Below are 21,198 nucleotides of genomic sequence, written 5' to 3'. Positions count from 1 at the left end.
GGCCCGGCGGCGTCGCGCGCCGACCGGCTGGGGAGCTCAGTCCTGCTCGGCGTCCGGGCCGGCGACCGCGGCGCCGTCGCTGGCGCGCACCACGTGGATGCACTCGCCCGGGCACTCCTTGGCGGAGTCGATGACTTCCAGACGCAGGTGCTCGGGCACGTCGACCCGGCTGCCCGGGGTCAGGCGCAGCTCGCCGTCGGGGCCCTTGACGTAGGCCAGGCCGTCGACGTCGAACTCGAAGACCTCCGGCGCGTACTGCACGCAGAGCCCGTCGCCGGTGCAGAGATCCTGGTCCACCCAGACCTGAAGCTGGTCCGTCGCGACCTCCGCCACCGGAGCACCCCCCATGTTCTCGCGTCCCACGCCCCGACGGTACCCGAATGCCCGGACCGGCCCCGTCGGCCACCCTTGGCGATCAAGGTTCGGTGACGAGGGCGTTGCGTGGGACCGAATCGCGCTCATAGCGGCTAGTGTTAGGGCAGAACGTTCAAGCCCCCCGGGGAGGTGGGACGTGGCACGCAGCGACGACGCGGACTCGCGCGCCGCACGGTGGGAGAAGGAGGCCCACGATCTCTCCACGCAGGTCGCGTTCCTGCAAGAGGAACTCGCTCTGGTGCGGCGCAAGTTGACCGAAAGCCCCCGACACGTACGGCAGCTCGAAGAGCGGCTGGCGGCCACCCAGGCACAGTTGGCGCGGCTGACCGAGAACAACGACCGGCTCGTGAGCACCCTCAAGGAGGCTCGCGCGCAGATCGTGACGCTCAAGGAGGAGATCGACCGCCTCGCACAGCCACCGAGTGGCTACGGCGTCTTCCTCGCGCGGCACGACGACGGCACGGTGGACGTCTTCACCGGTGGGCGCAAGCTCCGGGTGGCCGTCTCGCCCTCGCTGGACGTCGCCGAGCTGCAGCGCGGGCAGGAGGTGCTACTCAACGACGCGCTCAACATCGTCGACGCGTTCGGCTACGAGCGGGTCGGCGAGGTGGTGATGCTCAAGGAGATCCTCGCGGGTCCCGACGGCAGCCCGGGCGACCGGGCGCTGGTCGTCTCGCACTCCGACGAGGAGCGGATCGTGCACCTGGCCGAGACCCTGATCGGCTCGCCGATCCGGGCCGGCGACTCGCTCATGATCGAGCCGCGCTCGGCCTACGCCTACGAGCGGATCCCGAAGAGCGAGGTCGAGGAGCTGGTCCTCGAGGAGGTGCCCGACGTCGACTACGGCGACATCGGTGGCCTGCACTCGCAGATCGAGCAGATCCGCGACGCCGTGGAACTGCCGTTCCTGCACGCCGACCTGTTCCGGGAGCACCAGCTCCGTCCGCCCAAGGGCATCCTGCTCTACGGCCCGCCCGGCTGCGGCAAGACGCTGATCGCCAAGGCGGTGGCCAACTCGCTGGCCAAGAAGATCGCCGAACGGCGGGGCGAGGAGAAGCACACCAGCTTCTTCCTCAACATCAAGGGCCCCGAGCTGCTCAACAAGTACGTCGGCGAGACCGAGCGGCACATCCGGTTGATCTTCCAGCGTGCCCGGGAGAAGGCCGGCGAGGGCACCCCCGTGATCGTCTTCTTCGACGAGATGGACTCGGTCTTCCGCACCCGCGGCTCCGGCGTCTCCTCGGACGTGGAGAACACCATCGTCCCGCAGCTGCTCAGCGAGATCGACGGCGTGGAGGGGCTGGAGAACGTCATCGTCATCGGCGCCTCCAACCGGGAAGACATGATCGACCCGGCCATCCTGCGCCCGGGCCGGCTTGACGTGAAGATCAAGATCGAGCGGCCGGACGCCGAGGCGGCCAAGGACATCTTCTCGAAGTACATCCTCTCCGGGCTGCCGCTGCACCCGGACGACCTGGCCGAGCACGGCAGCGACCCGCAGGCCACCGTCGCGGCCATGATCGACGCGGTCGTGCTGCGGATGTACTCGGAGACCGAGGAGAACCGCTTCCTCGAGGTCACCTACGCCAACGGTGACAAGGAAGTGCTCTACTTCAAGGACTTCAACTCCGGCGCGATGATCCAGAACATCGTCGACCGGGGCAAGAAGATGGCCATCAAGGAGTTCCTCACCTCGGGCCGCAAGGGCCTGCGCCTGCAGCACCTCCTCGACGCCTGCGTCGACGAGTTCCGGGAGAACGAGGACCTGCCCAACACCACCAACCCGGACGACTGGGCCCGGATCTCCGGCAAGAAGGGCGAGCGGATCGTCTACATCCGCACGCTCGTCTCCGGCGGCAAGGGCACCGAGGCCGGCCGCTCCATCGAAACGGCGAGCAACACCGGCCAGTACCTCTGACGGTCCAGGCCGGCGGGGCCCGTGGCGCGACACGCGCCGCGGGCCCCGCGACCAGGTCACCACCGGTTCACCCTGCCGGGTCCGCACCTCGATGGGCGAAATGCCGGGCCGATCGGTAAGCTGCGTTCGCCGCTTCGTCGAACCGCCGAGGACCCGCGTGCCGTCCGAGCTCACCGTCATCGACCCGCCGGTCCCCCCGGCGGCCGCTGCGCCACAGCCCTCGTCGCCCGCCCGCCGCTGGCGCATGCCCGCGTTGGTGGCAGCGGCCCTGCTGGCTGCCTGGGCGGTGCCCGTCGCGGCGCATCTGCTGCACCGCGACTGGCTGCTGCCCCCGCTGGTCCTGCTCACCACCGCCAGCCTGCTGCGCGGCGGCCGCACCCTGCTCGACCGGCTGATGCTGGCGACCATGCTCCTGCTGGGTGCCACCACCGGCGTCGGACTGCTCTTCGCGGTCTGGCCGTGGGGACTGCACCCGGTGCCGGTCGCCGGCACCGCGTTGACCGTGCTCGTCGGCGTCGCCCTCGGCACCCGTCGCCGCCCGAAGCTGCCCCGGCCCGGCTGGCCCGACCTGTTCTGTGTCCTCGGCACCGCCGCGCTCGTCGTTTACCTCGCCCAACCCCTGCTGCGCGCCGGCGACCTCGCCACCCAGCTGACCCTGCTGGGCCGCGGCGAGGACAACTACCGCCACCTCGCCCTCTTCGACGCCATCGGCCGAGCCGGCGGCTACCTCTTCGTCGACCCCGCCGCGGCCCGCGAACAGATCGTCTCCGCCCTCGTCTACTACCCGCAGGGCTGGCACCTGGTCACCGCCCTGCTCGACGGGCACCTGACCCCGATCGACGGCGCCCCTGGCGGCACCCACGTCGCCGGGCACTACCTGTGGTGGTGCATCGCCGGCTTCGGCCTGCTGGCACTGACCATGCAGTGGGCCGCCCAACGGATACCCGGCCCGCTGCACCCGCTGCACCGCACGGTGCTCACCGTCGTCGTCGGCGCACTCATCCTCGGCACCCAACTGCCCCGCCTGCTCATCGCCGGCTACCCCGCCGAGGTGCTGGGACTGGCGTTCACCGTCGCCCTGGCCGGCCTCGTCGCCCGCCCGTTGGGCGGCACGCGGGAGCAACTGGTGCTGCTGGGCGCCCTGCTGACCGGCATCGGCTTCACCTACTACCTGTTCCTGCCGGCCGCCGCCGTCCTGGCGCTCTGCTGGTTCGCCGGCCACTGGCGGGAGGCGCTGCGGGTCTGGCCGACCCTGCTGGCCGTCGCCCTTGCCACCGTCGCCCTCGCCTCGACCGCGCCCCTGCTGGGGGTGCTGCGCGCCGGCCAGACCGAGGCGCTCACCGCCCTGATCGGCCGGAACGTCACCCAGACCTGGCGCGCCCTGCTCTGGCTGGGCGGCGTCGTGGTGTTCGCCCTGGCCGTGCAGGTCCGGCGCACCGACCGCGCCTGGCGCCGCACCCTGCTCGTGATGCTCGTCGGCATCCTGTTCGCCCTCGTCATCGCGCAGCTCAGCATCAACTCCGGCGGACAACCCGCGTACTACTTCAACAAGGCGGGCCACCTGGCCACCGTGCTGCTGATCGTCGGCACGGTCGGCCTGGTCCGGCTGTTGCCCGCCCCGCAGCGCGGTCGGGGCCTGCTCCGGCGGATCCTCACCACCGCCGCGGCCATCCTCACCGCGGTCGCGCTCGCCGTCACCGCCGTGGCCGTCTGCGGCGTCACCGGCTGGCATTCCAGCGTCCTGCTCACCGACAAGCAGAGCTGGGCCCAACGCTGGGTGCACCAGAAACTCGACCAACCGGTCCGGGCAGCGGTGGTCTGCCAGGAGGCCAGCCGTCGCTACCCGCCGGTGCCCTGGGCCACCACGCTGGTGCTCGACCGCGGCCCCTACCGCTCCTACCTCGAAGGGCTCTGCGTCTCCGCCCTGCAGGGCACCACCGCGCAGACCGAGCACGGGGTCTACGGCATGGTGTTCTTCGAACCGGACCGGACCCGGGAGATGCTGCGCCGGGTGCCCGGCCCGGTCCGGTTCGTGGTGTCCGACCCCGGCTCCCGGCGCCGCGTCGAGAAACTGCTCGAGGCTGAACCGGAGCTTCGCCCCCGGGTCACCGTCGAGGTCATGATCATCGCCGACCCGTACAGCTGAGCTGCCCGCCACCGCGCGACCGCGACACCGCGACCGACCGCACCGCCACGCCCCCATCCGCCGTGCGGCCGACTACGCTCGACGGGACGGGGGACCGGACGGGCGAGCGGGAGCGGGCAGTCGATGAGCGTTAGACGGATCATGGGCACCGAGGTCGAGTACGGCATCTCCGTGCCCGGCCAGGCCGGGGCCAACCCGATGGTCACCTCCTCGCAGGTGGTCAACGCCTACGGGGCGCGCCCGGAACTCAACCGTGGTGGGCGGGCCCGTTGGGACTACGAGGAGGAGTCGCCGCTGCGCGACGCCCGCGGCTTCACCTACTCCGGCGCCGCCTACGACCCGGCCGAGGCGCTCGCCGACGAGGACCTCGGGCTGGCCAACGTGATACTCACCAACGGCGCCCGCCTCTACGTCGACCACGCCCACCCGGAGTACTCCACTCCCGAGGTGACCAACCCGCTGGACGTGGTGCGCTGGGACAAGGCCGGCGAGCGGGTGATGGCCGAGGCGTCCCGCCGGGCCGCCACCATCCCCGGCACCCAGCCGATCCACCTCTACAAGAACAACACCGACAACAAGGGCGCCAGCTACGGCGCGCACGAGAACTACCTGATGCGGCGGCAGACCCCGTTCGCCGACATCGTGGCGTACCTGACCCCGTTCTTCGTCACCCGGCAGATCGTCTGCGGCGCCGGCCGGGTCGGCATCGGGCAGGACGGCGGCCAGAACGGCTTCCAGATCTCCCAGCGGGCCGACTTCTTCGAGGTCGAGGTGGGTCTGGAGACCACCCTCAAGCGACCGATCATCAACACCCGCGACGAGCCGCACGCCGACGCGGACAAGTACCGGCGGCTGCACGTCATCATCGGCGACGCCAACCTCTCGGAGATCTCCACCTACCTCAAGGTCGGCACCACCGCCCTGATCCTCAGCATGATCGAGGAGAAGGCGCTCGGCGCGGACCTGGGCATCGCCGACCCGGTCGGGGAGCTGCGGGCGGTCAGCCACGACCCGTCGCTGACCCACCTCATGCGGCTGCGCGACGGGCGGCGGTTGACTGCGCTGGACGTGCAGTGGGCGTACCTCGAACGGGTCCGGTCCTTTGTCGACGACCGGTACGGCGCGGACGTGGACGCGCAGACCGCCGACGTGCTGGACCGGTGGGAGAGCGTGCTGGACCGGCTCGGCCGCGACGCGTTCCTCTGCGCCGACGAGCTGGACTGGGTGGCCAAGCTGCGGCTGCTGGAGGGCTACCGGGAGCGCGAGCAGCTCGGTTGGGGCTCGCACAAGCTCCAGCTTGTCGACCTGCAGTACTCCGACGTCCGCCCGGAGAAGGGCCTCTACCACCGGTTGGTAACCCGTGGGGCGATGAAGACGCTGCTCAGCGACGAGGAGACGCGGGCCGCGATGACCGAGCCGCCGGAGGACACCAGGGCCTACTTCCGCGGTCGCTGCCTGGCCCAGTACGCCTCGGAGGTGGTGGCGGCGAGCTGGGACTCGGTCATCTTCGACGTCGGCCGCGAGTCGCTGGTCCGGGTGCCGATGATGGAGCCGGAGCGTGGCACCCGCAAGCACGTCGGCGCGCTCTTCGACCGGTGCCCGAGCGCGAAGGACCTGCTCGAGACGCTGACCGGGGGCTGACCCGCGCCGCGAGGGCCCGTCGTACGCCGACAACGGCGCGCGGCGGGCCCTTTCGTCACTCCCGCGAGGTAAGTTTCTCGCAAGAGATCGTGGAGGAGGCAGCAGATGGCCACTCGTGACAGCGGCGGTCAGTCGCAGTCGGGCAAGTCGCGCCAGGGCGAGGAGATCGAGGACGTCACCACCGAGGCGAACCCGGAGGTCGCCGAGCGGCACGCCGAGATCACCGAGGACGTCGACGACCTGCTCGACGAGATCGACTCCGTCCTGGAGGAGAACGCCGAGGAGTTCGTCCGGGGCTATGTGCAGAAGGGCGGTCAGTGAGGCATATGTCCGGTTCGTTGTGAACGCCGGACGAGATGTGCCCTCATGGCGGAAAGTCGCCCCCCGCGTCGGCCTTCCGCCGCAACACGCGTCGGGTCGACGGGCCCGCGCTCTACTGTTGAGATCTGTGCGGCGGCCCGCTCCGAGGCGAGCCGCCGCAAGCGCGGGGTGGCCCAGCCACGCCGGGCCGCCGACCGGGTCGGGGAGGGTCTCAAGTGGTGCCCGGGCTGCCGGCAGGCAGCGGCCGCACGGTGGCAGCCGTGAGGACCACCTGTGCTGGCGTTCCAGCATCGGGCAGCGAGAGTTCGACGAGCTGCTGGCCGGGCAGGGCGGGGTCTGCGCGGTCTGCGGCGACCCCGATCCGGAACATGTGGACCACGATCATCGCACCGGATGGGTGCGCGGGATACTCTGCTTCAACTGCAACGGTGGTCTTGGCCAGTTCCGTGACAGTCCCACGAGGCTGGCCAGGGCGATCACGTACCTGAGAGGAACCACGTGGCAGCGGGCTTTGATCCATCCGGGCGTCTACCAGATGTGTTCACCAACGCGGGGACGTCCTCCTTCACCACGTTTCTGAGCAGAGTGGCTCCCGAGATGCTGCCCGGACGCCGGCCGCTGCCCCCGGGCATGGCCGCCGACATGGCGCCGCACGCGACCACCATCGTGGCCATCGCCGCCGCCGACGGTGTGGTGATGGCGGGCGACCGGCGGGCCACCATGGGCAACCTGATCGCCCAGCGCGACATCGAGAAGGTGCACCCGGCCGACGCCTACTCGCTGGTGGGCATCGCCGGCACCGCCGGCATCGGCATCGAGCTGATGCGACTGTTCCAGGTGGAGCTGGAGCACTACGAGAAGATCGAGGGCGCGATGCTCTCGCTCGACGGCAAGGCCAACCGGCTCGCCTCGATGATCCGGGGCAACCTCGGCGCGGCGATGCAGGGCCTCGCGGTTATTCCGCTCTTCGCCGGCTTCGACCTGGCCGCCAGTGACCCGGCGCGGGCCGGCCGGATCTTCAGCTTCGACGTCACCGGCGGTCCCTACGAGGAGACCGGCTACGACGCGATCGGCTCCGGCTCGCTCTTCGCCAAGTCGGCGTTGAAGAAGCGGTTCCGGGCCGGGCTGTCGACCGACGAGGCCGCCCGGCTGGCGGTCGAGGCGCTCTACGACGCCGCCGACGACGACACCGCCACCGGTGGCCCCGACCTGACCCGCCGCATCTACCCGGTGGTGATGACCGCGACCGCGGAGGGCACCCACCGGCTCACCGACGCCGAGACGGCGGCGATCGCGGAGAGCGTGGTCTCCAGCCGGATGGAGAACCCGGGCGGCTGAACCGCCGTTCGCACCGTCAGCAGTCGTCCGCACAGCGCTAAGGAGAACCAGCCGCCGTGGCCATGCAGTTCTACGCCTCGCCCGAGCAGATCATGCGCGACCGCTCCGAGCTGGCCCGCAAGGGCATCGCTCGGGGGCGCAGCGCGGTGGTCCTCAGCTACGAGGGCGGGGTGCTCTTCGTCGCCGAGAACCTCTCCAGCGCCCTGCACAAGGTCAGTGAGATCTACGACCGGATCGGGTTCGCCGCCGTCGGTCGCTACAACGAGTTCGAAAACCTGCGCCGCGCCGGCGTCCGGATGGCCGATCTCAACGGCCTCAGCTACGACCGGCGGGACGTCACCGGCCGGGGCCTGGCGAACGCGTTCGCGCAGACGCTGGGCGCGATCTTCACCGAGCAGTCGAAGCCGTTCGAGGTGGAGATCTGCGTGGCCGAGGTGGGCGCCACCGCCGACGCCGACGAGCTCTACCGGCTCACCTACGACGGCTCCGTCAACGACGAGCCGGGCCGGATGGCGATGGGCGGGCAGGCCGAGTCGATCACCGGCGTGCTCAAGTCCGAGCACCGCGCCGACATGTCGCTCGGCGAGGCGATCCGGGTGGCCGTACGCGCGCTGGGCAGCGTGGGCGGCGAGAACGGCGCCGCCCGGACCATCGCCGCCAACCAGCTCGAGGTGGCCGTGCTCGACCGCCGCCGGGTGGGCCGGACGTTCCGCCGGATCACCGGTGCCGCGCTGACCGCGCTGCTGGACGGGGAGGCGGCGAAGGCCGAGGGCCCCGCCGCCGGCGGTCCGGAGACGCCGGCGACGCCGACCGAGGAGGCGCAGAAGCCGACCACCTCCGCGGCCTCCGCGGACCTGGAGGACAAGCCCGGCAACCAGGCCGAGTAGACCGTCGCACTGCCGCCGGGGTCCGGGTCCGCCCGGGCCCCGGCGTTCGTGTCCTGGCACCGCGTCGTCCTGGGGCCACTGCCGAGCAGGGTGGGTGAGCGTCGGCCGGCCTCGACCAGCCCGCAGGGAAGGCCAGGAGGCCCTTGCCGGCCCTCGCCGGGCGGCGCCAGCGAGCGGCCTGTGGGAGCCCTCAGCGCGGTCTGAGCGAGCCCTCAGCGCCGTCTGTGCGAGCCCCCAGCGCGGCTTGCGCGAGCCTCAGAGCGGCCTGCCAGGGTCACACGGCGGCCGCGAAGGCCCGGGTGACACCCCGGCGGATCAGCGGGCGCCTGCCGGGTCTGAGGCGTCGGCAGGGGCGGCGCAGCGGGTGGCCCGGACCCGGGCCACCCGCGGACGGGTCAGCGGCGGCGCAGGAGCGGCTTGGCCAGGGCCCAGTAGCCGGCCGCGACCGCGTTGAAGATCCCCATGCCGGGGGGCGAGTCGACGTTCGAGGGGGCGACCCGGGCGGTCATCAGCTCGGCGATGACGCCGTCCGGGACGGTGCGTTCGGTCTGCAACTGCCGCCGGCGGGCCCGCAGCCAGCCCCGGTTGCTCCAGAGCCAGCCCCAGCCCCGGAACTTCTGCTTCGGCCAGCCACCGGCGAGGGCCGCGGCCAGCATCGCGGCCTCGGTCAGCAGCAGCACCGGGGCGAGCACCACCAGGGTCCGCGTCTCGTACGCGGTGAGCAGGGTGACCAGCCGGTTCCGCTCCACCAGGTAGAGCTTGAGCTGGTTGCGGGAGAACTCGTAGTGGTGCCGGACGACGGCGTCGGGCACGTACTCCAGGCGCAGCCCGCGCTGCCAGAGCCGGAGGCTCAGCTCGGTGTCCTCGTGGTAGGCGAAGTACTCGGCGGCGAAGCCGTCGAGCTCCTGCCAGCGCTGCCGGCTGATCACGAAGCAGCAGCCGCTCAGCGACGGCACGCTGGTGCGCACCGCGTGCGCGGTGGCCGGCTCGCCGTTGCCGCCGGCCCAGGAGAGGCCGGTGAAGTGCAGCGGGTTGCCGGAGGTGTTGATCAGCTCGGGGGTGTCGGCGAGCCGGATGGACGCCATCGCGGCGCCGACCCCCGGCTCGGCGGCGACCGCGACCGTCTTGGCCAGGGCGTCCGGCGCGACGATCGCGTCGGAGTTGACGAAGGCGAGCCAGTCGCCGGTCGCCTCGGCGGCACCGACCCGGCAGCCGCCGGAGTAGCCGGTGTTCTCCTCGGGCCGCAGCACCCGGACGCCGGGGAGGCCCTTGACGATGTCGATGCCGTCGCCGGTGCAGCCGTTGTCGACGACGATCAGCTCGACCTCGATGTCGGTGCTGACCAGCACCGCCTGGGCGGCGTCGACCAGGTACGGCTCGGCGCCGTAGGCGAGCATCACTGCGGTCACCTGTGGGCGGGTCATCGGATGCCTCCGGATACGGCGGGGGTGACGGCGTCGGCGGGGGACGGGGTGGGGGTGGTGGGTCGGCGGACGCCACCGCGCAGCATCGCCGCCATGGTGGCGGCGACGATGACGGAGCCGATGGCGTACGCCAGCTCGACCCGGAGGACCACCGGGGCGGGGAGCAACGTCACGGCGATCAGTGCGGCGACGCCGGCGGTCCAGGCGATGGCCTGGGCGCGGTGCCGGTCGAGGGCGAGCAGGGCCTGGCCGAGCACCATCGCCCACAGGTAGGCGAGGGTGGCGGCGGCCAGCCAGGCGAAATCGCCGTGGCCGAGGACGCCGGGGGCGTCGAACAGGGCGCCGACCAGCCAGGGGCCGAGCAGCACGGCGCCGAGGGCACCGGTGAGGCCGAGTGCGGTGACGATGCCGAGGGCGCGGCGCAGCAGGCTGTGGAAGCCGGCCTGGTCGCCGGTGGTGGCGGTGGTGGCCAGGCCGGGTAGCAGGGACGCCTGCATCGAGCCGAAGACGAACAGCGGGATGCGGACGAGCACGAGGGCGGAGAGCAGCGCGCCGGCGGCGGCGGTCTGGGTGGGCGCGAGCAGCTGCACGTTGATCACGCCGATGTTGACCACGACCTGGGAGAGCAGGCTGGAGGCGGTGAGCAGGCCGAGGCCGCGCAGCAGGGTGGTCCAGGCCACTGGTGTTCCCCCGCCGATGGCGCGGAGCACCGGGGGCAGGGTGAGCAGGACGCTGACCAGCGGGGCGGCGACGAGGACGACGCCGTACCAGACGGGCGAGGTCACTCCGGCGAGCCCGAGCAGGGCGACCATGACGATGCGCAGGCCGCCGTCGATGCCGAGTTGGGTGCCGTACCAGGGGAAGAGTTGCAGGCCGGAGAGGACGCCGCGGGTGGCGTAGGCGACCGCCATCGCGGCGAGCGCGCCGACGAGCACGGTGACCATGGTGCCGTCGCCGCCGAAGAGTTTGTCGGCGAGGAGGTGGCGGCCGGCGGTGACGGCGAGCACCAGCACGGCGAGCGTCACGGCGGCCACTGTGACACCGCGGGCCAGCACCGGCCCCGGGGGCAGCCCCTGGCTGTGCCGGGCGGCGACGACCCGGGCGACCTCCTGCTCGATCGGCATGAACACGCCGATGCCGAGGGTGAACACGATCGACCAGAGCACCGACAGGGAGTTGTAGTCGGCCGCGGTGAGGCTGTGGCCGGCGACGGCGAGGTGGACGTAGGAGGCGAGGCCGAGAAGACCCAGCCCGGCACCAACAGCGATGGTGCCGGGCGGGATCAGGCGCAGGAGACGACGGATCACCGGCGGATGAGCGCCAGGGTGAGCACGGCGAAGGCCCGGCCGAGGTAGATCATCGCCTTGGCGGGGGAGTGGCTGGGCGTGCCGGCCATCCGCTTGCGCATGGCCACCGGCACCTGACGGATCCGGTAGCCGCGCCGGGCGGTGTGCACCAGCGTCTCGACCGTGTCGCCGAGGTACTCCACCGGGTACCAGGTGGCGAACATGTCGATGACCCGCCGGTTGGCGGCGCGGAAGCCCGAGGTGGTGTCGGTGAGCTTGGTCTTGGCGACCCGGGAGAGCACCGCGGAGAGCATCACCATGGCCCAGCGGCGGGGGCCGCGGACCGAGTAGTCGCCCTCGCCGGCGAACCGGGCGCCGATCACCAGGTCGTTCTCGTCGAGCAGGTCGACGAGCTTCGGCACGTAACGGGGATCGTGCTGGCCGTCGGCGTCGATCTGGATGGCGACGTCGAAGTCGTGCTCCCGGGCGTACCGGTAGCCGAGCCGCATGGCCCCGCCCACCCCGAGGTTGTAGGGCAGCTGGGCGACGCGGGCGCCGGCGGCGGCCGCGACGGCCGCGGTGCGGTCGGTGGAGCCGTCGTCGACCACGAGCACCTCGACGCCGGGCAGCTCGCCGCGGACCTCGCCGACCACGTCGGCGATGGATCCGGACTCGTTGAGCGCCGGAATGATGATCAGGACGCGCTTGCCGTTAACCATCGTTGGACACCAGTTCGTTCCGGGCCGCCCGCTCGGCGTCGATCTCGGCGCGGAGCAGGGCGAAGTCTTCGGCCAGGGTGCGGGTCTCCTCCTCGAGAGCACTGACCTCCCAGCTCAGGTGCACGCACACCAGCAGCAGGAAGACGATGCCGAGGAAGAGCACGAGGCTGACGCCGGCGGCGACGCCGAGCAGCTCGGCGACGTTGTCCAGCAGTCGGGGGAAGAGCGACAGCGGGATCACGATCAGCAGGACGCCGAGCCAGAGCATGCCGTACTTCTCGCGGAGCTGGCGGCGGCGCAGCAGCTCGACGATGGTTGCCAGCAATATCAGGCCGGTCAGACCGGTGACAAGGGTGAGCTTCATGTGACCTTCCACGGGGGAGCGGAGGGGGCAAAGGCGGCTGCCAGGGTGGCTTGCCAGTCCGGCATCGCTGACAGGCCCGCGGCGTTCCAGCGGCTGTGCCCTAGCACACTGTACGCCGGTCGGGGTGCGGGACGCGGAAACCGGTCGCTCGTGGTGGGGCGGATCCGCTCGGGATCGAGCCCGTGCAGGGTGAACGCGGCCCGGGCCAGCCCGTACCAGGTGGTCTGGCCGGAGCAGGTGCCGTGGTAGATCCCGGGCGCGGCGCGGCCGGCGAGCGCCGCGTCGGCGAGCGCGACCAGTTGGGTGGCGAGGGCGTACGACCAGGTGGGCTGGCCGTGCTGGTCGTCGACCACGTCGAGGTGCTCACGTTGCCGGGCCAACCGCAGCATGGTGGCCACGAAGTTCGGCCCGTGCGCGCCGTAGAGCCAGGCGGTGCGCACGACGTAGCCGGCGTCGGGCAGCAGCCGGGTGACGCTCTGCTCGCCGACGAGCTTGCCGCGGCCGTACGCGTTGACCGGCGCGGTGGGCGCGTCCTCCGGGTAGGGCTGGTCGGCGTCGCCGGCGAAGACGTAGTCCGTGGAGACCTGGATGAGCCGCGCGCCGGTGTCCGCGCAGGACCGGGCGAGGTGGGTCACGGCGTGGCCGTTGACCGCGGTGGCGGCCTCCTCCTGCTGCTCGGCGCCGTCGACGTCGGTCCACGCCGCGCAGTTGATCACCACGTCGTGCCCGGTGACGGCGGCGCGGACCGCGTCGCCGTCGGTGATGTCGACCTCGGCTCGGGTGGCGGCGGTCACCTTCAGGTCGGGCCGGTCGGCGAGCACGTCGAGCAGGTCCCGGCCGAGCATGCCGCCCGCGCCGGTGACGAGCACCCGGGTCATGCGGCCGGCGCCGACTTCAGCGGCTCCCACCAGGCCCGGTTCTCCCGGTACCAGCGCACGGTCTCGGCGAGCCCGCGGTTCAGGTCGATGCTCGGGGCGTACCCCAGCTCGTCGCTGATCTTGGTGATGTCCAGCGAGTAGCGGCGGTCGTGGCCCTTGCGGTCGGCGACCGGGACGACCCGGTCCCAGCCGGCGCCGCAGGCCTCCAGGAGCAGGCCGGTGAGCTCCTTGTTGGTCAGCTCGGTGCCGCCGCCGATGTTGTAGACCTCACCGGCGCGGCCCTTCTGCTGGGCCAGCGCGATGCCCCGGCAGTGGTCGTGCACGTGCAGCCAGTCCCGCACGTTCCCGCCGTCGCCGTAGAGCGGCACGGTGCCGCCGTCGAGCAGGTTGGTGACGAAGAGCGGGATGACCTTCTCCGGGAACTGGTACGGCCCGTAGTTGTTGGAGCAGCGGGTGACCACCACGTCCATCCCGTGGGTGCGGTGGTAGGCCAGGGCGAGCAGGTCCGAGCCGGCCTTCGACGCCGAGTAGGGCGAGTTCGGCGCCAGCGGCCAGGTCTCCGTCCAGGAGCCCTCGTCGATCGAGCCGTAGACCTCGTCGGTGGAGACGTGCACGAACCGGCCGGTGCCGTGGCGCAGCGCGGCGTCGAGCAGGGTCTGGGTGCCGAGCACGTTGGTGGTGACGAACGGCGCGGCGCCGGCGATCGAGCGGTCGACGTGCGATTCGGCGGCGAAGTGCACGATCACGTCGTGCCCGGCGACCACCTCGTCGACCACCTGCGGGTCGCAGATGTCACCCTGCACGAAGCGGAACCGCGGGTCGTCGCGGACCGGGTTGAGGTTCGCCAGGTTGCCCGAGTAGGTCAACTTGTCGAGCACGGTGACGGTGGCTGGCTCGATCGTGGGTACGTCGGCGGCGCTGCCCAGGGGCTTGCCCAGCAGCAGGCGAACGTACTCCGACCCGATGAATCCGGCTCCGCCGGTGACGAGGATCCTCACGGGTCCGGAAGTGTACGCGAAGTGAACCGGCGGCCGGGGGACGGCGACCCCGGTGTCCGATTGCTGGCGTGGCCGGTAGGCTCCCCCGGTGCGCGGAATCCTACTCGCCGGCGGCACCGGATCTCGGCTCTGGCCGATCACCCGGGCGGTCTCCAAGCAGCTGATGCCGGTCTTCGACAAGCCGATGATCTACTACCCGCTCTCCACCCTGGTGATGTCCGGGGTCCGGGAGATCCTGGTGATCACCACGCCGGAGGACCAGGACCAGTTCCGCCGGCTGCTCGGCGACGGCAGCCAGTGGGGTCTGCGGCTGGAGTACGTCACCCAGGCCCGGCCGGAGGGCATCGCGCAGGCGTTCGTGCTCGGCGCGGACTTCATCGGCGACGAGGCGGTCGCGCTCGTCCTCGGTGACAACATCTTCCACGGGGTCGGTCTGGGCCGGCAGCTCACCGCGCACGGTGACCTGGTCGGTGGCCGGGTCTTCGCGTACCCGGTGGCCAACCCGGAGGCGTACGGCGTGGTCGACTTCGACGCCGACGGCCGGGTGCTCTCGATCGAGGAGAAGCCGGCCCGGCCGAAGTCCCGCTACGCGGTGCCGGGGCTCTACTTCTACGACAACCGGGTGGTCGACATCGCCCGCAAGCTCACCCCGAGCGCGCGGGGCGAGTTGGAGATCACCGCGGTCAACGAGGCCTACCGCGAGATGGGTGAGTTGTCGGTCACCGTGCTCGACCGGGGCACCGCCTGGCTGGACACCGGCACCTTCACCTCGATGATGCAGGCCGCCGAGTTCGTCCGGGTTATCGAGGAGCGGCAGGGTCTGAAGATCGGTTGTGTGGAGGAGGTGGCCTGGCGGGCCGGCCTGCTCGACGACGCGCAGCTGCGGTCGCTGGCCGAGCCGCTGACCAAGAGCGGCTACGGCGACTACCTGCTCGGGCTGCTGACCGAGAAGACCGAACAGGCGCTGATCAAATGAAGATCGCACCGCTGAGCATCGAGGGCGCCTGGGAGATCATCCCCCAGCAGCACGGTGACCCGCGTGGGCTGTTCATGGAGTGGTACCGCTTCGACCGGCTGGCCGAGGCGGTCGGGCATCCGATGCGGCTGGCGCAGGCCAACCTCTCCGTCTCCGCCCGGGGCGTGGTCCGCGGCATCCACTTCGCCGACGTCCCGCCCGGTCAGGCCAAGTACGTCACCTGCGTACGTGGGGCGGTGCTCGACGTGGTGGTCGACCTGCGGGTCGGCTCGCCCACCTTCGGTCGGTGGGAGGGCGTGCGGCTGGACGACGTGGAGCGCCGCGCGGTCTACCTCAGCGAGGGGCTCGGGCACGGCTTCTGCGCGTTGAGCGACGACGCCACCCTGAGCTACCTCTGCTCGGCCACCTACAACCCGACCGGCGAGCACGCGGTGCACCCGCTCGACGAGGAGCTGGGCATCGAGTGGCCGGCCGACGTCGCGCAGTTGTCCGCCCGGGACGCCGCGGCGCCCACGCTGGCCGAGGCGCGCGAGTCCGGCCTGCTGCCGGACTACCAGGCCTGCCGGGCGTTCGTGGCGTCGCTGGGCCCGGACGGTATGTCGCACTCGGACGGTATTTGACCGTAGCGCCGGCACGACCTGTGGTGTGACAGTGACGAACGGGGCCTCCGGGCGGCTAATGTCACACCATGGAGCGGCGAATCTTCGGCCTCGAGACCGAGTACGGCGTCACCTGTACCTATCGCGGACAGCGGCGGCTGTCCCCTGACGAAGTCGCCCGATACCTCTTCCGTCGAGTGGTGTCCTGGGGCCGGTCCAGCAACGTGTTCCTGCGCAACGGGGCCCGGCTCTACCTGGACGTCGGTTCCCACCCGGAGTACGCCACCCCCGAGTGCGACTCCGTGGTCGACCTGGTCGCCCACGACCGGGCCGGTGAGCGGATCCTGGAAGGGCTGCTCGTCGACGCGGAGAAGCGGCTGCACGACGAGGGCATCGCGGGCGAGATCTACCTGTTCAAGAACAACACCGACTCGGCCGGCAACTCGTACGGCTGCCACGAGAACTACCTGGTCTCCCGGCACGGCGAGTTCGGCCGGCTGGCCGACGTGCTGATCCCGTTCCTGGTCACCCGGCAGCTGATCTGCGGCGCCGGCAAGGTGCTGCAGACCCCGCGGGGGGCGGTCTACTGCCTCTCCCAGCGCGCCGAGCACATCTGGGAGGGCGTCTCGTCGGCGACCACCCGCAGCCGCCCGATCATCAACACCCGCGACGAGCCGCACGCCGACGCCGAGCGCTACCGGCGGCTGCACGTGATCGTCGGCGACTCCAACATGAACGAGGTCACCACCCTGCTCAAGGTGGGTACGGCCGACATCGTGCTGCGGATGATCGAGGCCGGGGTGGTGATGCGCGACCTGTCGCTGGAGAACCCGATCCGGGCGATCCGCGAGGTGTCGCACGACATCACCGGCCGGCGCAAGGTGCGCCTCGCCTCCGGCAAGGAGGTCAGCGCGCTGGAGATCCAGCAGGAGTACCTGGCCAAGGCGACCGAGTTCGTCGAGCGCCGTGGCGGCGACCAGACCGCCAAGCGGGTCGTCGAGCTGTGGGGCCGGGTGTTGAACGCGGTGGAGTCCGGTGACCTGGAGCCGGTCTCCCGCGAGATCGACTGGGTGACCAAGCTGCGGCTGATCGAGCGCTACCAGCGCAAGCACGACCTGCCGCTGTCGCACCCCCGGGTCGCCCAGATGGATCTCGCCTACCACGACGTGCGCCGCGGCCGCGGCCTCTACGGGCTGCTGGAGCGCCGCGGCGAGGTGGACCGGGTGGCCACCGACCCGGAGATCTTCGAGGCCAAGGAGACCCCGCCGCAGACCACCCGGGCCCGGCTGCGGGGCGAGTTCATCCGGCACGCCCAGGAGAAGCGCCGCGACTTCACCGTCGACTGGGTGCACCTGAAGCTCAACGACCAGGCGCAGCGCACCGTGCTGTGCAAGGACCCGTTCCGGGCCTACGACGAGCGCGTCGAGCGGCTGATCGCCAGCATGTGACCCGGCGGACCGGGCCGGCGGCGGTGGCGCCCGTCACCGGCCCGGCCGGCCCGGTAGGCTGGCCGGGCCATGACGACGTCTCCGAGCCCCGAGCCCACCGAGGGCGGCCGCCAGCGACAGAACTGGGTCGAACGCCGCCGCGAGAAGATCCGCGCCGAGATCGAGCGCAACCGGCGCGGTGAGTACACCGTGCCCACCTGGGTGCTGGCTCTCGCGCTGGTGCTGATCGTGGGCGCCTGGCTCGCCCTGATCTTCCTCGCCTGACCCCGCCCGCGCCGGGTCGCCCACAGCCGGGCCCGCCCGCCGGGCCGGCGTCTGTGTCGGGTGACCCGCGCGGGCCAGCGGTTGGCCCGGCCGGGTCGCCGCCGCGGGTACCCGCCCGGCGTCGCCGCCGCGGTTCCGCGTTCCCGTACACCCGCGTCGGCGGTCACCGGGACGCGACGACGCGGGAGGCGATCATGGACGACGACACGAGGGTGCCGCAGCCGGTGCGCGGCGGCAAGGGCTGGCGTGACCCCGGGCCACGCGACGTCACGCGGGACCGGGAGAACCCGGACCTGCTGGTCCCACCGGTCACCGACGCGGGCACGCTGCCCAACATGCGGTTCTCCTTCGCCGACGCGCACACCCGCATAGAGCAGGGCGGCTGGACCCGCGAGATCACCCAGCGGGAGCTGCCGATCGCCACCGAGCTCTCCGGGGTGGACATGGCCCTGGAGCCGGGGGCGTACCGGGAGCTGCACTGGCACAAGCAGTCCGAGTGGGCGTACGTGCTGAGCGGCAGCTGCCGGATCAGCGCCGTCGACCAGGAGGGGCGCAACTTCGTCGACGACGTGCGCGCCGGGGACCTGTGGTTCTTCCCCCAGGGCGTGCCGCACCACATCCAGGCCCTCGACGAGGGGGTGGAGTTCCTGCTGGTCTTCGACGACGGCGCGTTTTCCGAGAACGGCACGTTCCTGATCAGCGACTGGTTCGCGCACACCCCCCGGGACGTGCTGGCGAAGAACTTCGGCTGGGCTCCGGAGCTGCTGGATCGGCTGCCCGAGCGGGAGAAGTACATCTTCGCCGGGCAGGTCCCACCGTCGCTGGACCAGGACCGGGTGATCAGCCCGACCGGCAACGTGCCCAGCACGTTCAGCCACCGGATGCTGGCCCAGCAGCCGCAGCGCTTTCCCGGCGGCACGGTCCGGATCGCCGACGTGGCGAACTTCGCCGCCGCGACCACCATCTGCGCCGCGCTGGTCGAGATCGACCCGGGCGGGCTGCGGGAGATGCACTGGCACCCCAACGACGACGAGTGGCAGTACTACATCTCCGGGCAGGGCCGGATGGGCGTCTTCGCCAGCACCGGGGTGGCGCGGACGTTCGACTTCCGCGCCGGCGACGTCGGGTACGTGCCGTTCGCCTACGGCCACTACATCGAGAACCTCGGGTCGGAGCCGCTGGTCTACCTGGAGATGTTCCGCAAGCCCCGGTTCGCCGACATCTCGCTGACCCAGTGGATGGCGAACACCCCGGCCGAGGTGGTGGCGGACACCCTCAACCTGCCCCGGGAGGTGATCGCCGGGCTGCCCCGCGACAAGCGCCCGGTCGTCCGCTGACCGCCGACGTGGGGGTCACTCCCCGCCGAACAGGGCGGCGGCGTGTCGACCGGCGGCCGCGGCGGCGAGGAAGTAGGCGTAATCGGCGTCCAGGCCGCGGCCCATGGTGGAGAGCGGCACGGCGCTGGCCCGCAGCGCGGCGTCCAGCCCGTCGGTCGGCACCCGGACGATCCGGTGCCGCGTCGCGAGCGGGACGAGGGCCGCGTCGACCTCGGCGGCCAGCGCCGGGTCGAGGCCGTCGGGCACCACCAGCTCCGCGGCGGCAAGCGCCACCCGGCCGTACGCGGTGAGGCTGTGGTGCGACACGCCCCGGTGCCGTGGCCGGGGGTCGGCGGCGGAGACGCGCAGCGAGCCGACCGGCCGCCCGCCCAGCGTGGCGACCGCGTTGACCGCCTCGCCGACCACCACCCCGGAGAAGCCCCAGCGCGTGCCGGTGCCGAGGTTGCCCGGCCCCTGGGCGACGATCGCCACGTCGGCGTCCAGCACGTGCCGGGCGGCGAGCAGCCCGCTGTGCAGGGTGCTGGCCTCCAGGTCACCGCCGAAGGCCTGCCCGACGCTGATCGTGCCGACCAGTTCGTCGCGCAGCCCGGCGAGGGTCCGGGAGAACCAGGCCGGCAGGGCGCCGCCGTCGGTGAGCAGGTACGCCACCCGGGCGTGCGGCGCGTCGGCGCGCACGCCGGCCAGGATCGCCGGCAGGGCCGAGTGCAGGTCGGCGGTGACCACCGGCAGCCCGCCGAGGTCCTCGGCGGTCTCCAACACCGCCCGGTGCGGCGAGGCTTCCTCGTCCACTCCGAGCAGGATCGGCTGCAGCGGCGTGTAGCGGGCCTTCACCAGGTGCCCGCCGTCGCGGCTGTCGCCGGACACGGGCGGGTCCGGCGGTAGCCGGTCGGGCAGCGCGACGACCAGCGCGTACCCGCCGGTGCCGAGCCCCATCAGCAGCGCGCCGGCGTTGAGCAGCACCCGGTCGCCGGGTTCCGGTCGGCCGACCAGCTCCGGGTAGGCCAGCGCCCGCATGGTCGAGCCGTCGGGCAGCGCCACGTCCAGTTCCACCGCCCCGGCCCATCCTCGCCGCAGCGCCGTCACCGTCCCGGACCGCCATCGCACCATGACGGGCACGCTAGTCGGCGCGTCCACCACGGCCCGCGCCCGGGTCGGGGCGCGATCGGCTCAGCGCGGGTCGGTCTCGGCGGGCCCGTCGTCCGGGAAGGGTCGACCGGTCGACTGGGCCGGTGGGTCGGCCTCGGGCAGCGAACCGGTCGGGTCGAGGAAGAGGTAGCGGATCTCCGGGTAGCGTTCCCGCAGCCGCCGCTCCGCCTCGTCGGCGCTGGCCTCGATGGCCGCGCCGGTGGCCTGGTCGTTGAAGTCGACCTTGGCGGCGACCAGGATGTCTGTCGGGCCGAGCTGCATGGTGAGCAGCGTGCCGACCTGCCGCACCTCGGGCAGCCTGGCCAGCGAGTGCTCGATCTCGCGCCGCAGCCGGTCCGACACTCCCCGCCCGACCAGCAGCGACAGGTTGCTGTAGGCCAGGATGCCCGCGACCACCAGCAGCAGCAGGCCGATCAGGACGGAGGCGACGCCGTCCCAGAGCTCGTCGCCGGTGAGCTCGGAGAGGCCCACCCCCAGCCCGGCCAGCAGCAGCCCGATCAGCGCCGCGCTGTCCTCGAGGAAAACCGCCTTGACCGTGGTGTCGGCGGTCAGCCGCAGATACCGGCGCGGGGTTGTCCGCCAGCGCCGCGACTCGCGGCGGACCTGGCGTACCGCCCGGGCCAGCGAGATCGACTCGATCGCGAAGGAGACCGCCAGCACCAGGTACGAGACCAGGTAGTCGCCGCTGTGCTCGTGCACCAGGATGGTGGTCACGCCGTGGGTGATCGCGAAGCCGGCGCCGGCGACGAAGGTGAACAGGGCCGCGAAGAAGGCCCAGATGTAGCTCTCCTTGCCGTAGCCGAAGGGGTGCCGGGCGTCCGGGGGCCGGGCGCCGCGGCGCAGCGCCATGAAGAGCAGCACCTCGGTGGTCGTGTCGGCGACCGAGTGCGCGGCCTCGGAGAGCATCGACGCGGAACCGGAGATCAGGCCGGCGATCAGCTTGGCCACGGCGATGGCGAGGTTCGCCGTGCCGGCGACGACCACGGTGCCGACGCTCTCGCTCTTGACCTCCGGCTGGGACATGAGGCAACCCTATGGCCGCCCGGGGCCACCCGCCGGCCGAGCCGGAGGTGACCGGGCGACAGGACCGGTTCGACGTACCACTCGGCGCGCCCGCGTGGGTGCACGGCTAC

General features: G+C 71.9%; 21 protein-coding genes. 12 read left to right on the top strand and 9 right to left on the bottom strand.

Features of this window, described 5'->3' with window-relative positions; genetic code table 11:
* Nucleotides 1–36: 36 nt before the first annotated feature.
* Nucleotides 37–333 (bottom strand): ferredoxin, encoded by a 297-nt coding sequence (locus tag ACIP9D_RS30160; protein ID WP_350874508.1) that lies wholly within the window; start codon nt 331–333, stop codon nt 37–39.
* Nucleotides 334–511: 178 nt separating this feature from the next.
* Here ACIP9D_RS30160 and arc point away from each other — a divergent pair, with 178 nt between their 5' ends.
* The 7 genes from arc to prcA all read left to right on the top strand — a co-directional run bounded on the left by arc (nt 512) and on the right by prcA (nt 8,626).
* On the top strand, nt 512–2,293 hold the full coding sequence (gene arc, locus ACIP9D_RS30155; RefSeq protein ID WP_350874307.1) for a proteasome ATPase: 1,782 nt from the start codon (nt 512–514) through the stop codon (nt 2,291–2,293).
* A gap of 157 nt (nt 2,294–2,450) precedes the next feature.
* Nucleotides 2,451–4,439, top strand: coding sequence for a hypothetical protein (locus ACIP9D_RS30150; protein WP_350874308.1), 1,989 nt, complete (start codon nt 2,451–2,453; stop codon nt 4,437–4,439).
* A 123-nt stretch (nt 4,440–4,562) separates the two neighbouring features.
* A complete protein-coding gene (dop, locus tag ACIP9D_RS30145; protein WP_350874309.1) occupies nt 4,563–6,080 on the top strand; it encodes a depupylase/deamidase Dop in 1,518 nt (505 codons plus the stop codon).
* 105 nt (nt 6,081–6,185) lie between these two features.
* Nucleotides 6,186–6,401, top strand: a complete 216-nt coding sequence (locus tag ACIP9D_RS30140; protein WP_067366797.1) for a ubiquitin-like protein Pup — start codon at nt 6,186–6,188, stop codon at nt 6,399–6,401.
* Nucleotides 6,379–6,981 (top strand): endonuclease VII domain-containing protein, encoded by a 603-nt coding sequence (locus tag ACIP9D_RS30135; protein WP_400451327.1) that lies wholly within the window; start codon nt 6,379–6,381, stop codon nt 6,979–6,981. The genes ACIP9D_RS30140 and ACIP9D_RS30135 overlap by 23 nt, the downstream gene beginning before the upstream one ends.
* Nucleotides 6,900–7,739: a proteasome subunit beta gene (gene prcB / locus ACIP9D_RS30130; protein ID WP_350874310.1), complete on the top strand. Its 840-nt coding sequence runs from the start codon at nt 6,900–6,902 to the stop codon at nt 7,737–7,739. The genes ACIP9D_RS30135 and prcB overlap by 82 nt, the downstream gene beginning before the upstream one ends.
* A 56-nt stretch (nt 7,740–7,795) precedes the next feature.
* Nucleotides 7,796–8,626 (top strand): proteasome subunit alpha, encoded by an 831-nt coding sequence (gene prcA / locus ACIP9D_RS30125; RefSeq protein ID WP_350874311.1) that lies wholly within the window; start codon nt 7,796–7,798, stop codon nt 8,624–8,626.
* 395 nt (nt 8,627–9,021) lie between these two features.
* Here the strand turns inward: prcA and ACIP9D_RS30120 are convergent, their stop codons facing one another.
* The 6 genes from ACIP9D_RS30120 to rfbB are packed head-to-tail and all read right to left on the bottom strand — an operon-like array spanning nt 9,022 to nt 14,295.
* The gene (locus ACIP9D_RS30120) at nt 9,022–10,050 is read right to left on the bottom strand and encodes a glycosyltransferase family 2 protein (protein WP_350874312.1); all 1,029 of its coding nucleotides are present in this window, start codon (nt 10,048–10,050) and stop codon (nt 9,022–9,024) included.
* Nucleotides 10,047–11,357: a polysaccharide biosynthesis protein gene (locus tag ACIP9D_RS30115; protein WP_350874313.1), complete on the bottom strand. Its 1,311-nt coding sequence runs from the start codon at nt 11,355–11,357 to the stop codon at nt 10,047–10,049. Before ACIP9D_RS30115 ends, ACIP9D_RS30120 begins: the two co-directional genes overlap by 4 nt.
* The gene (locus ACIP9D_RS30110; protein WP_350874314.1) at nt 11,354–12,055 is read right to left on the bottom strand and encodes a glycosyltransferase family 2 protein; all 702 of its coding nucleotides are present in this window, start codon (nt 12,053–12,055) and stop codon (nt 11,354–11,356) included. Before ACIP9D_RS30110 ends, ACIP9D_RS30115 begins: the two co-directional genes overlap by 4 nt.
* On the bottom strand, nt 12,048–12,419 hold the full coding sequence (locus ACIP9D_RS30105) for a DUF2304 domain-containing protein (protein WP_350874316.1): 372 nt from the start codon (nt 12,417–12,419) through the stop codon (nt 12,048–12,050). The genes ACIP9D_RS30110 and ACIP9D_RS30105 overlap by 8 nt, the downstream gene beginning before the upstream one ends.
* On the bottom strand, nt 12,416–13,297 hold the full coding sequence (gene rfbD / locus ACIP9D_RS30100; protein WP_350874510.1) for a dTDP-4-dehydrorhamnose reductase: 882 nt from the start codon (nt 13,295–13,297) through the stop codon (nt 12,416–12,418). The genes ACIP9D_RS30105 and rfbD overlap by 4 nt, the downstream gene beginning before the upstream one ends.
* A complete protein-coding gene (rfbB, locus tag ACIP9D_RS30095; protein ID WP_350874317.1) occupies nt 13,294–14,295 on the bottom strand; it encodes a dTDP-glucose 4,6-dehydratase in 1,002 nt (333 codons plus the stop codon). Before rfbB ends, rfbD begins: the two co-directional genes overlap by 4 nt.
* Nucleotides 14,296–14,383: 88 nt before the next feature.
* Here rfbB and rfbA point away from each other — a divergent pair, with 88 nt between their 5' ends.
* The 5 genes from rfbA to ACIP9D_RS30070 all read left to right on the top strand — a co-directional run bounded on the left by rfbA (nt 14,384) and on the right by ACIP9D_RS30070 (nt 18,919).
* Nucleotides 14,384–15,271, top strand: a complete 888-nt coding sequence (gene rfbA, locus ACIP9D_RS30090; RefSeq protein ID WP_350874318.1) for a glucose-1-phosphate thymidylyltransferase RfbA — start codon at nt 14,384–14,386, stop codon at nt 15,269–15,271.
* Nucleotides 15,268–15,891 (top strand): dTDP-4-dehydrorhamnose 3,5-epimerase, encoded by a 624-nt coding sequence (gene rfbC, locus ACIP9D_RS30085; RefSeq protein ID WP_350874319.1) that lies wholly within the window; start codon nt 15,268–15,270, stop codon nt 15,889–15,891. Before rfbA ends, rfbC begins: the two co-directional genes overlap by 4 nt.
* A gap of 68 nt (nt 15,892–15,959) precedes the next feature.
* Complete coding sequence (gene pafA / locus ACIP9D_RS30080; RefSeq protein WP_350874320.1) at nt 15,960–17,318, top strand: Pup--protein ligase; 1,359 nt, start codon at nt 15,960–15,962, stop codon at nt 17,316–17,318.
* A gap of 69 nt (nt 17,319–17,387) precedes the next feature.
* Complete coding sequence (locus ACIP9D_RS30075) at nt 17,388–17,582, top strand: hypothetical protein (protein ID WP_350874321.1); 195 nt, start codon at nt 17,388–17,390, stop codon at nt 17,580–17,582.
* A 194-nt stretch (nt 17,583–17,776) separates the two neighbouring features.
* A complete protein-coding gene (locus ACIP9D_RS30070; protein WP_350874322.1) occupies nt 17,777–18,919 on the top strand; it encodes an oxalate decarboxylase family bicupin in 1,143 nt (380 codons plus the stop codon).
* 15 nt (nt 18,920–18,934) lie between these two features.
* Here ACIP9D_RS30070 and ACIP9D_RS30065 read toward each other — a convergent pair whose 3' ends face one another.
* Complete coding sequence (locus ACIP9D_RS30065; RefSeq protein WP_350874323.1) at nt 18,935–20,026, bottom strand: DUF3866 family protein; 1,092 nt, start codon at nt 20,024–20,026, stop codon at nt 18,935–18,937.
* Nucleotides 20,027–20,086: 60 nt separating this feature from the next.
* Nucleotides 20,087–21,088 (bottom strand): cation diffusion facilitator family transporter, encoded by a 1,002-nt coding sequence (locus tag ACIP9D_RS30060; RefSeq protein WP_350874324.1) that lies wholly within the window; start codon nt 21,086–21,088, stop codon nt 20,087–20,089.
* Between the last annotated feature and the right edge of the window lie 110 nt (nt 21,089–21,198).

Source organism: Micromonospora sp. NPDC093243 (genome assembly GCF_044753725.1).
In the GTDB taxonomy this organism is placed as follows: domain Bacteria; phylum Actinomycetota; class Actinomycetes; order Mycobacteriales; family Micromonosporaceae; genus Micromonospora.
The sequence above is the reverse complement of the archived record's forward strand: the minus strand, read 5'-3'. Positions and strand labels throughout refer to the sequence as shown.

Coding starts and splice junctions, on each gene's coding strand:
- ACIP9D_RS30075 (WP_350874321.1), top strand. CDS start 17,388: ATGACGACGTCTCCGAGCCCCGAGCCCACCGAGGGCGGCCGCCAGCGA.
- ACIP9D_RS30135 (WP_400451327.1), top strand. CDS start 6,379: ATGTGCAGAAGGGCGGTCAGTGAGGCATATGTCCGGTTCGTTGTGAAC.
- ACIP9D_RS30060 (WP_350874324.1), bottom strand. CDS start 21,088: ATGTCCCAGCCGGAGGTCAAGAGCGAGAGCGTCGGCACCGTGGTCGTC.
- ACIP9D_RS30105 (WP_350874316.1), bottom strand. CDS start 12,419: ATGAAGCTCACCCTTGTCACCGGTCTGACCGGCCTGATATTGCTGGCA.
- ACIP9D_RS30110 (WP_350874314.1), bottom strand. CDS start 12,055: ATGGTTAACGGCAAGCGCGTCCTGATCATCATTCCGGCGCTCAACGAG.
- rfbC (WP_350874319.1), top strand. CDS start 15,268: ATGAAGATCGCACCGCTGAGCATCGAGGGCGCCTGGGAGATCATCCCC.
- ACIP9D_RS30140 (WP_067366797.1), top strand. CDS start 6,186: ATGGCCACTCGTGACAGCGGCGGTCAGTCGCAGTCGGGCAAGTCGCGC.
- ACIP9D_RS30120 (WP_350874312.1), bottom strand. CDS start 10,050: ATGACCCGCCCACAGGTGACCGCAGTGATGCTCGCCTACGGCGCCGAG.
- ACIP9D_RS30070 (WP_350874322.1), top strand. CDS start 17,777: ATGGACGACGACACGAGGGTGCCGCAGCCGGTGCGCGGCGGCAAGGGC.
- ACIP9D_RS30065 (WP_350874323.1), bottom strand. CDS start 20,026: ATGGTGCGATGGCGGTCCGGGACGGTGACGGCGCTGCGGCGAGGATGG.
- rfbD (WP_350874510.1), bottom strand. CDS start 13,297: ATGACCCGGGTGCTCGTCACCGGCGCGGGCGGCATGCTCGGCCGGGAC.
- dop (WP_350874309.1), top strand. CDS start 4,563: ATGAGCGTTAGACGGATCATGGGCACCGAGGTCGAGTACGGCATCTCC.
- pafA (WP_350874320.1), top strand. CDS start 15,960: ATGGAGCGGCGAATCTTCGGCCTCGAGACCGAGTACGGCGTCACCTGT.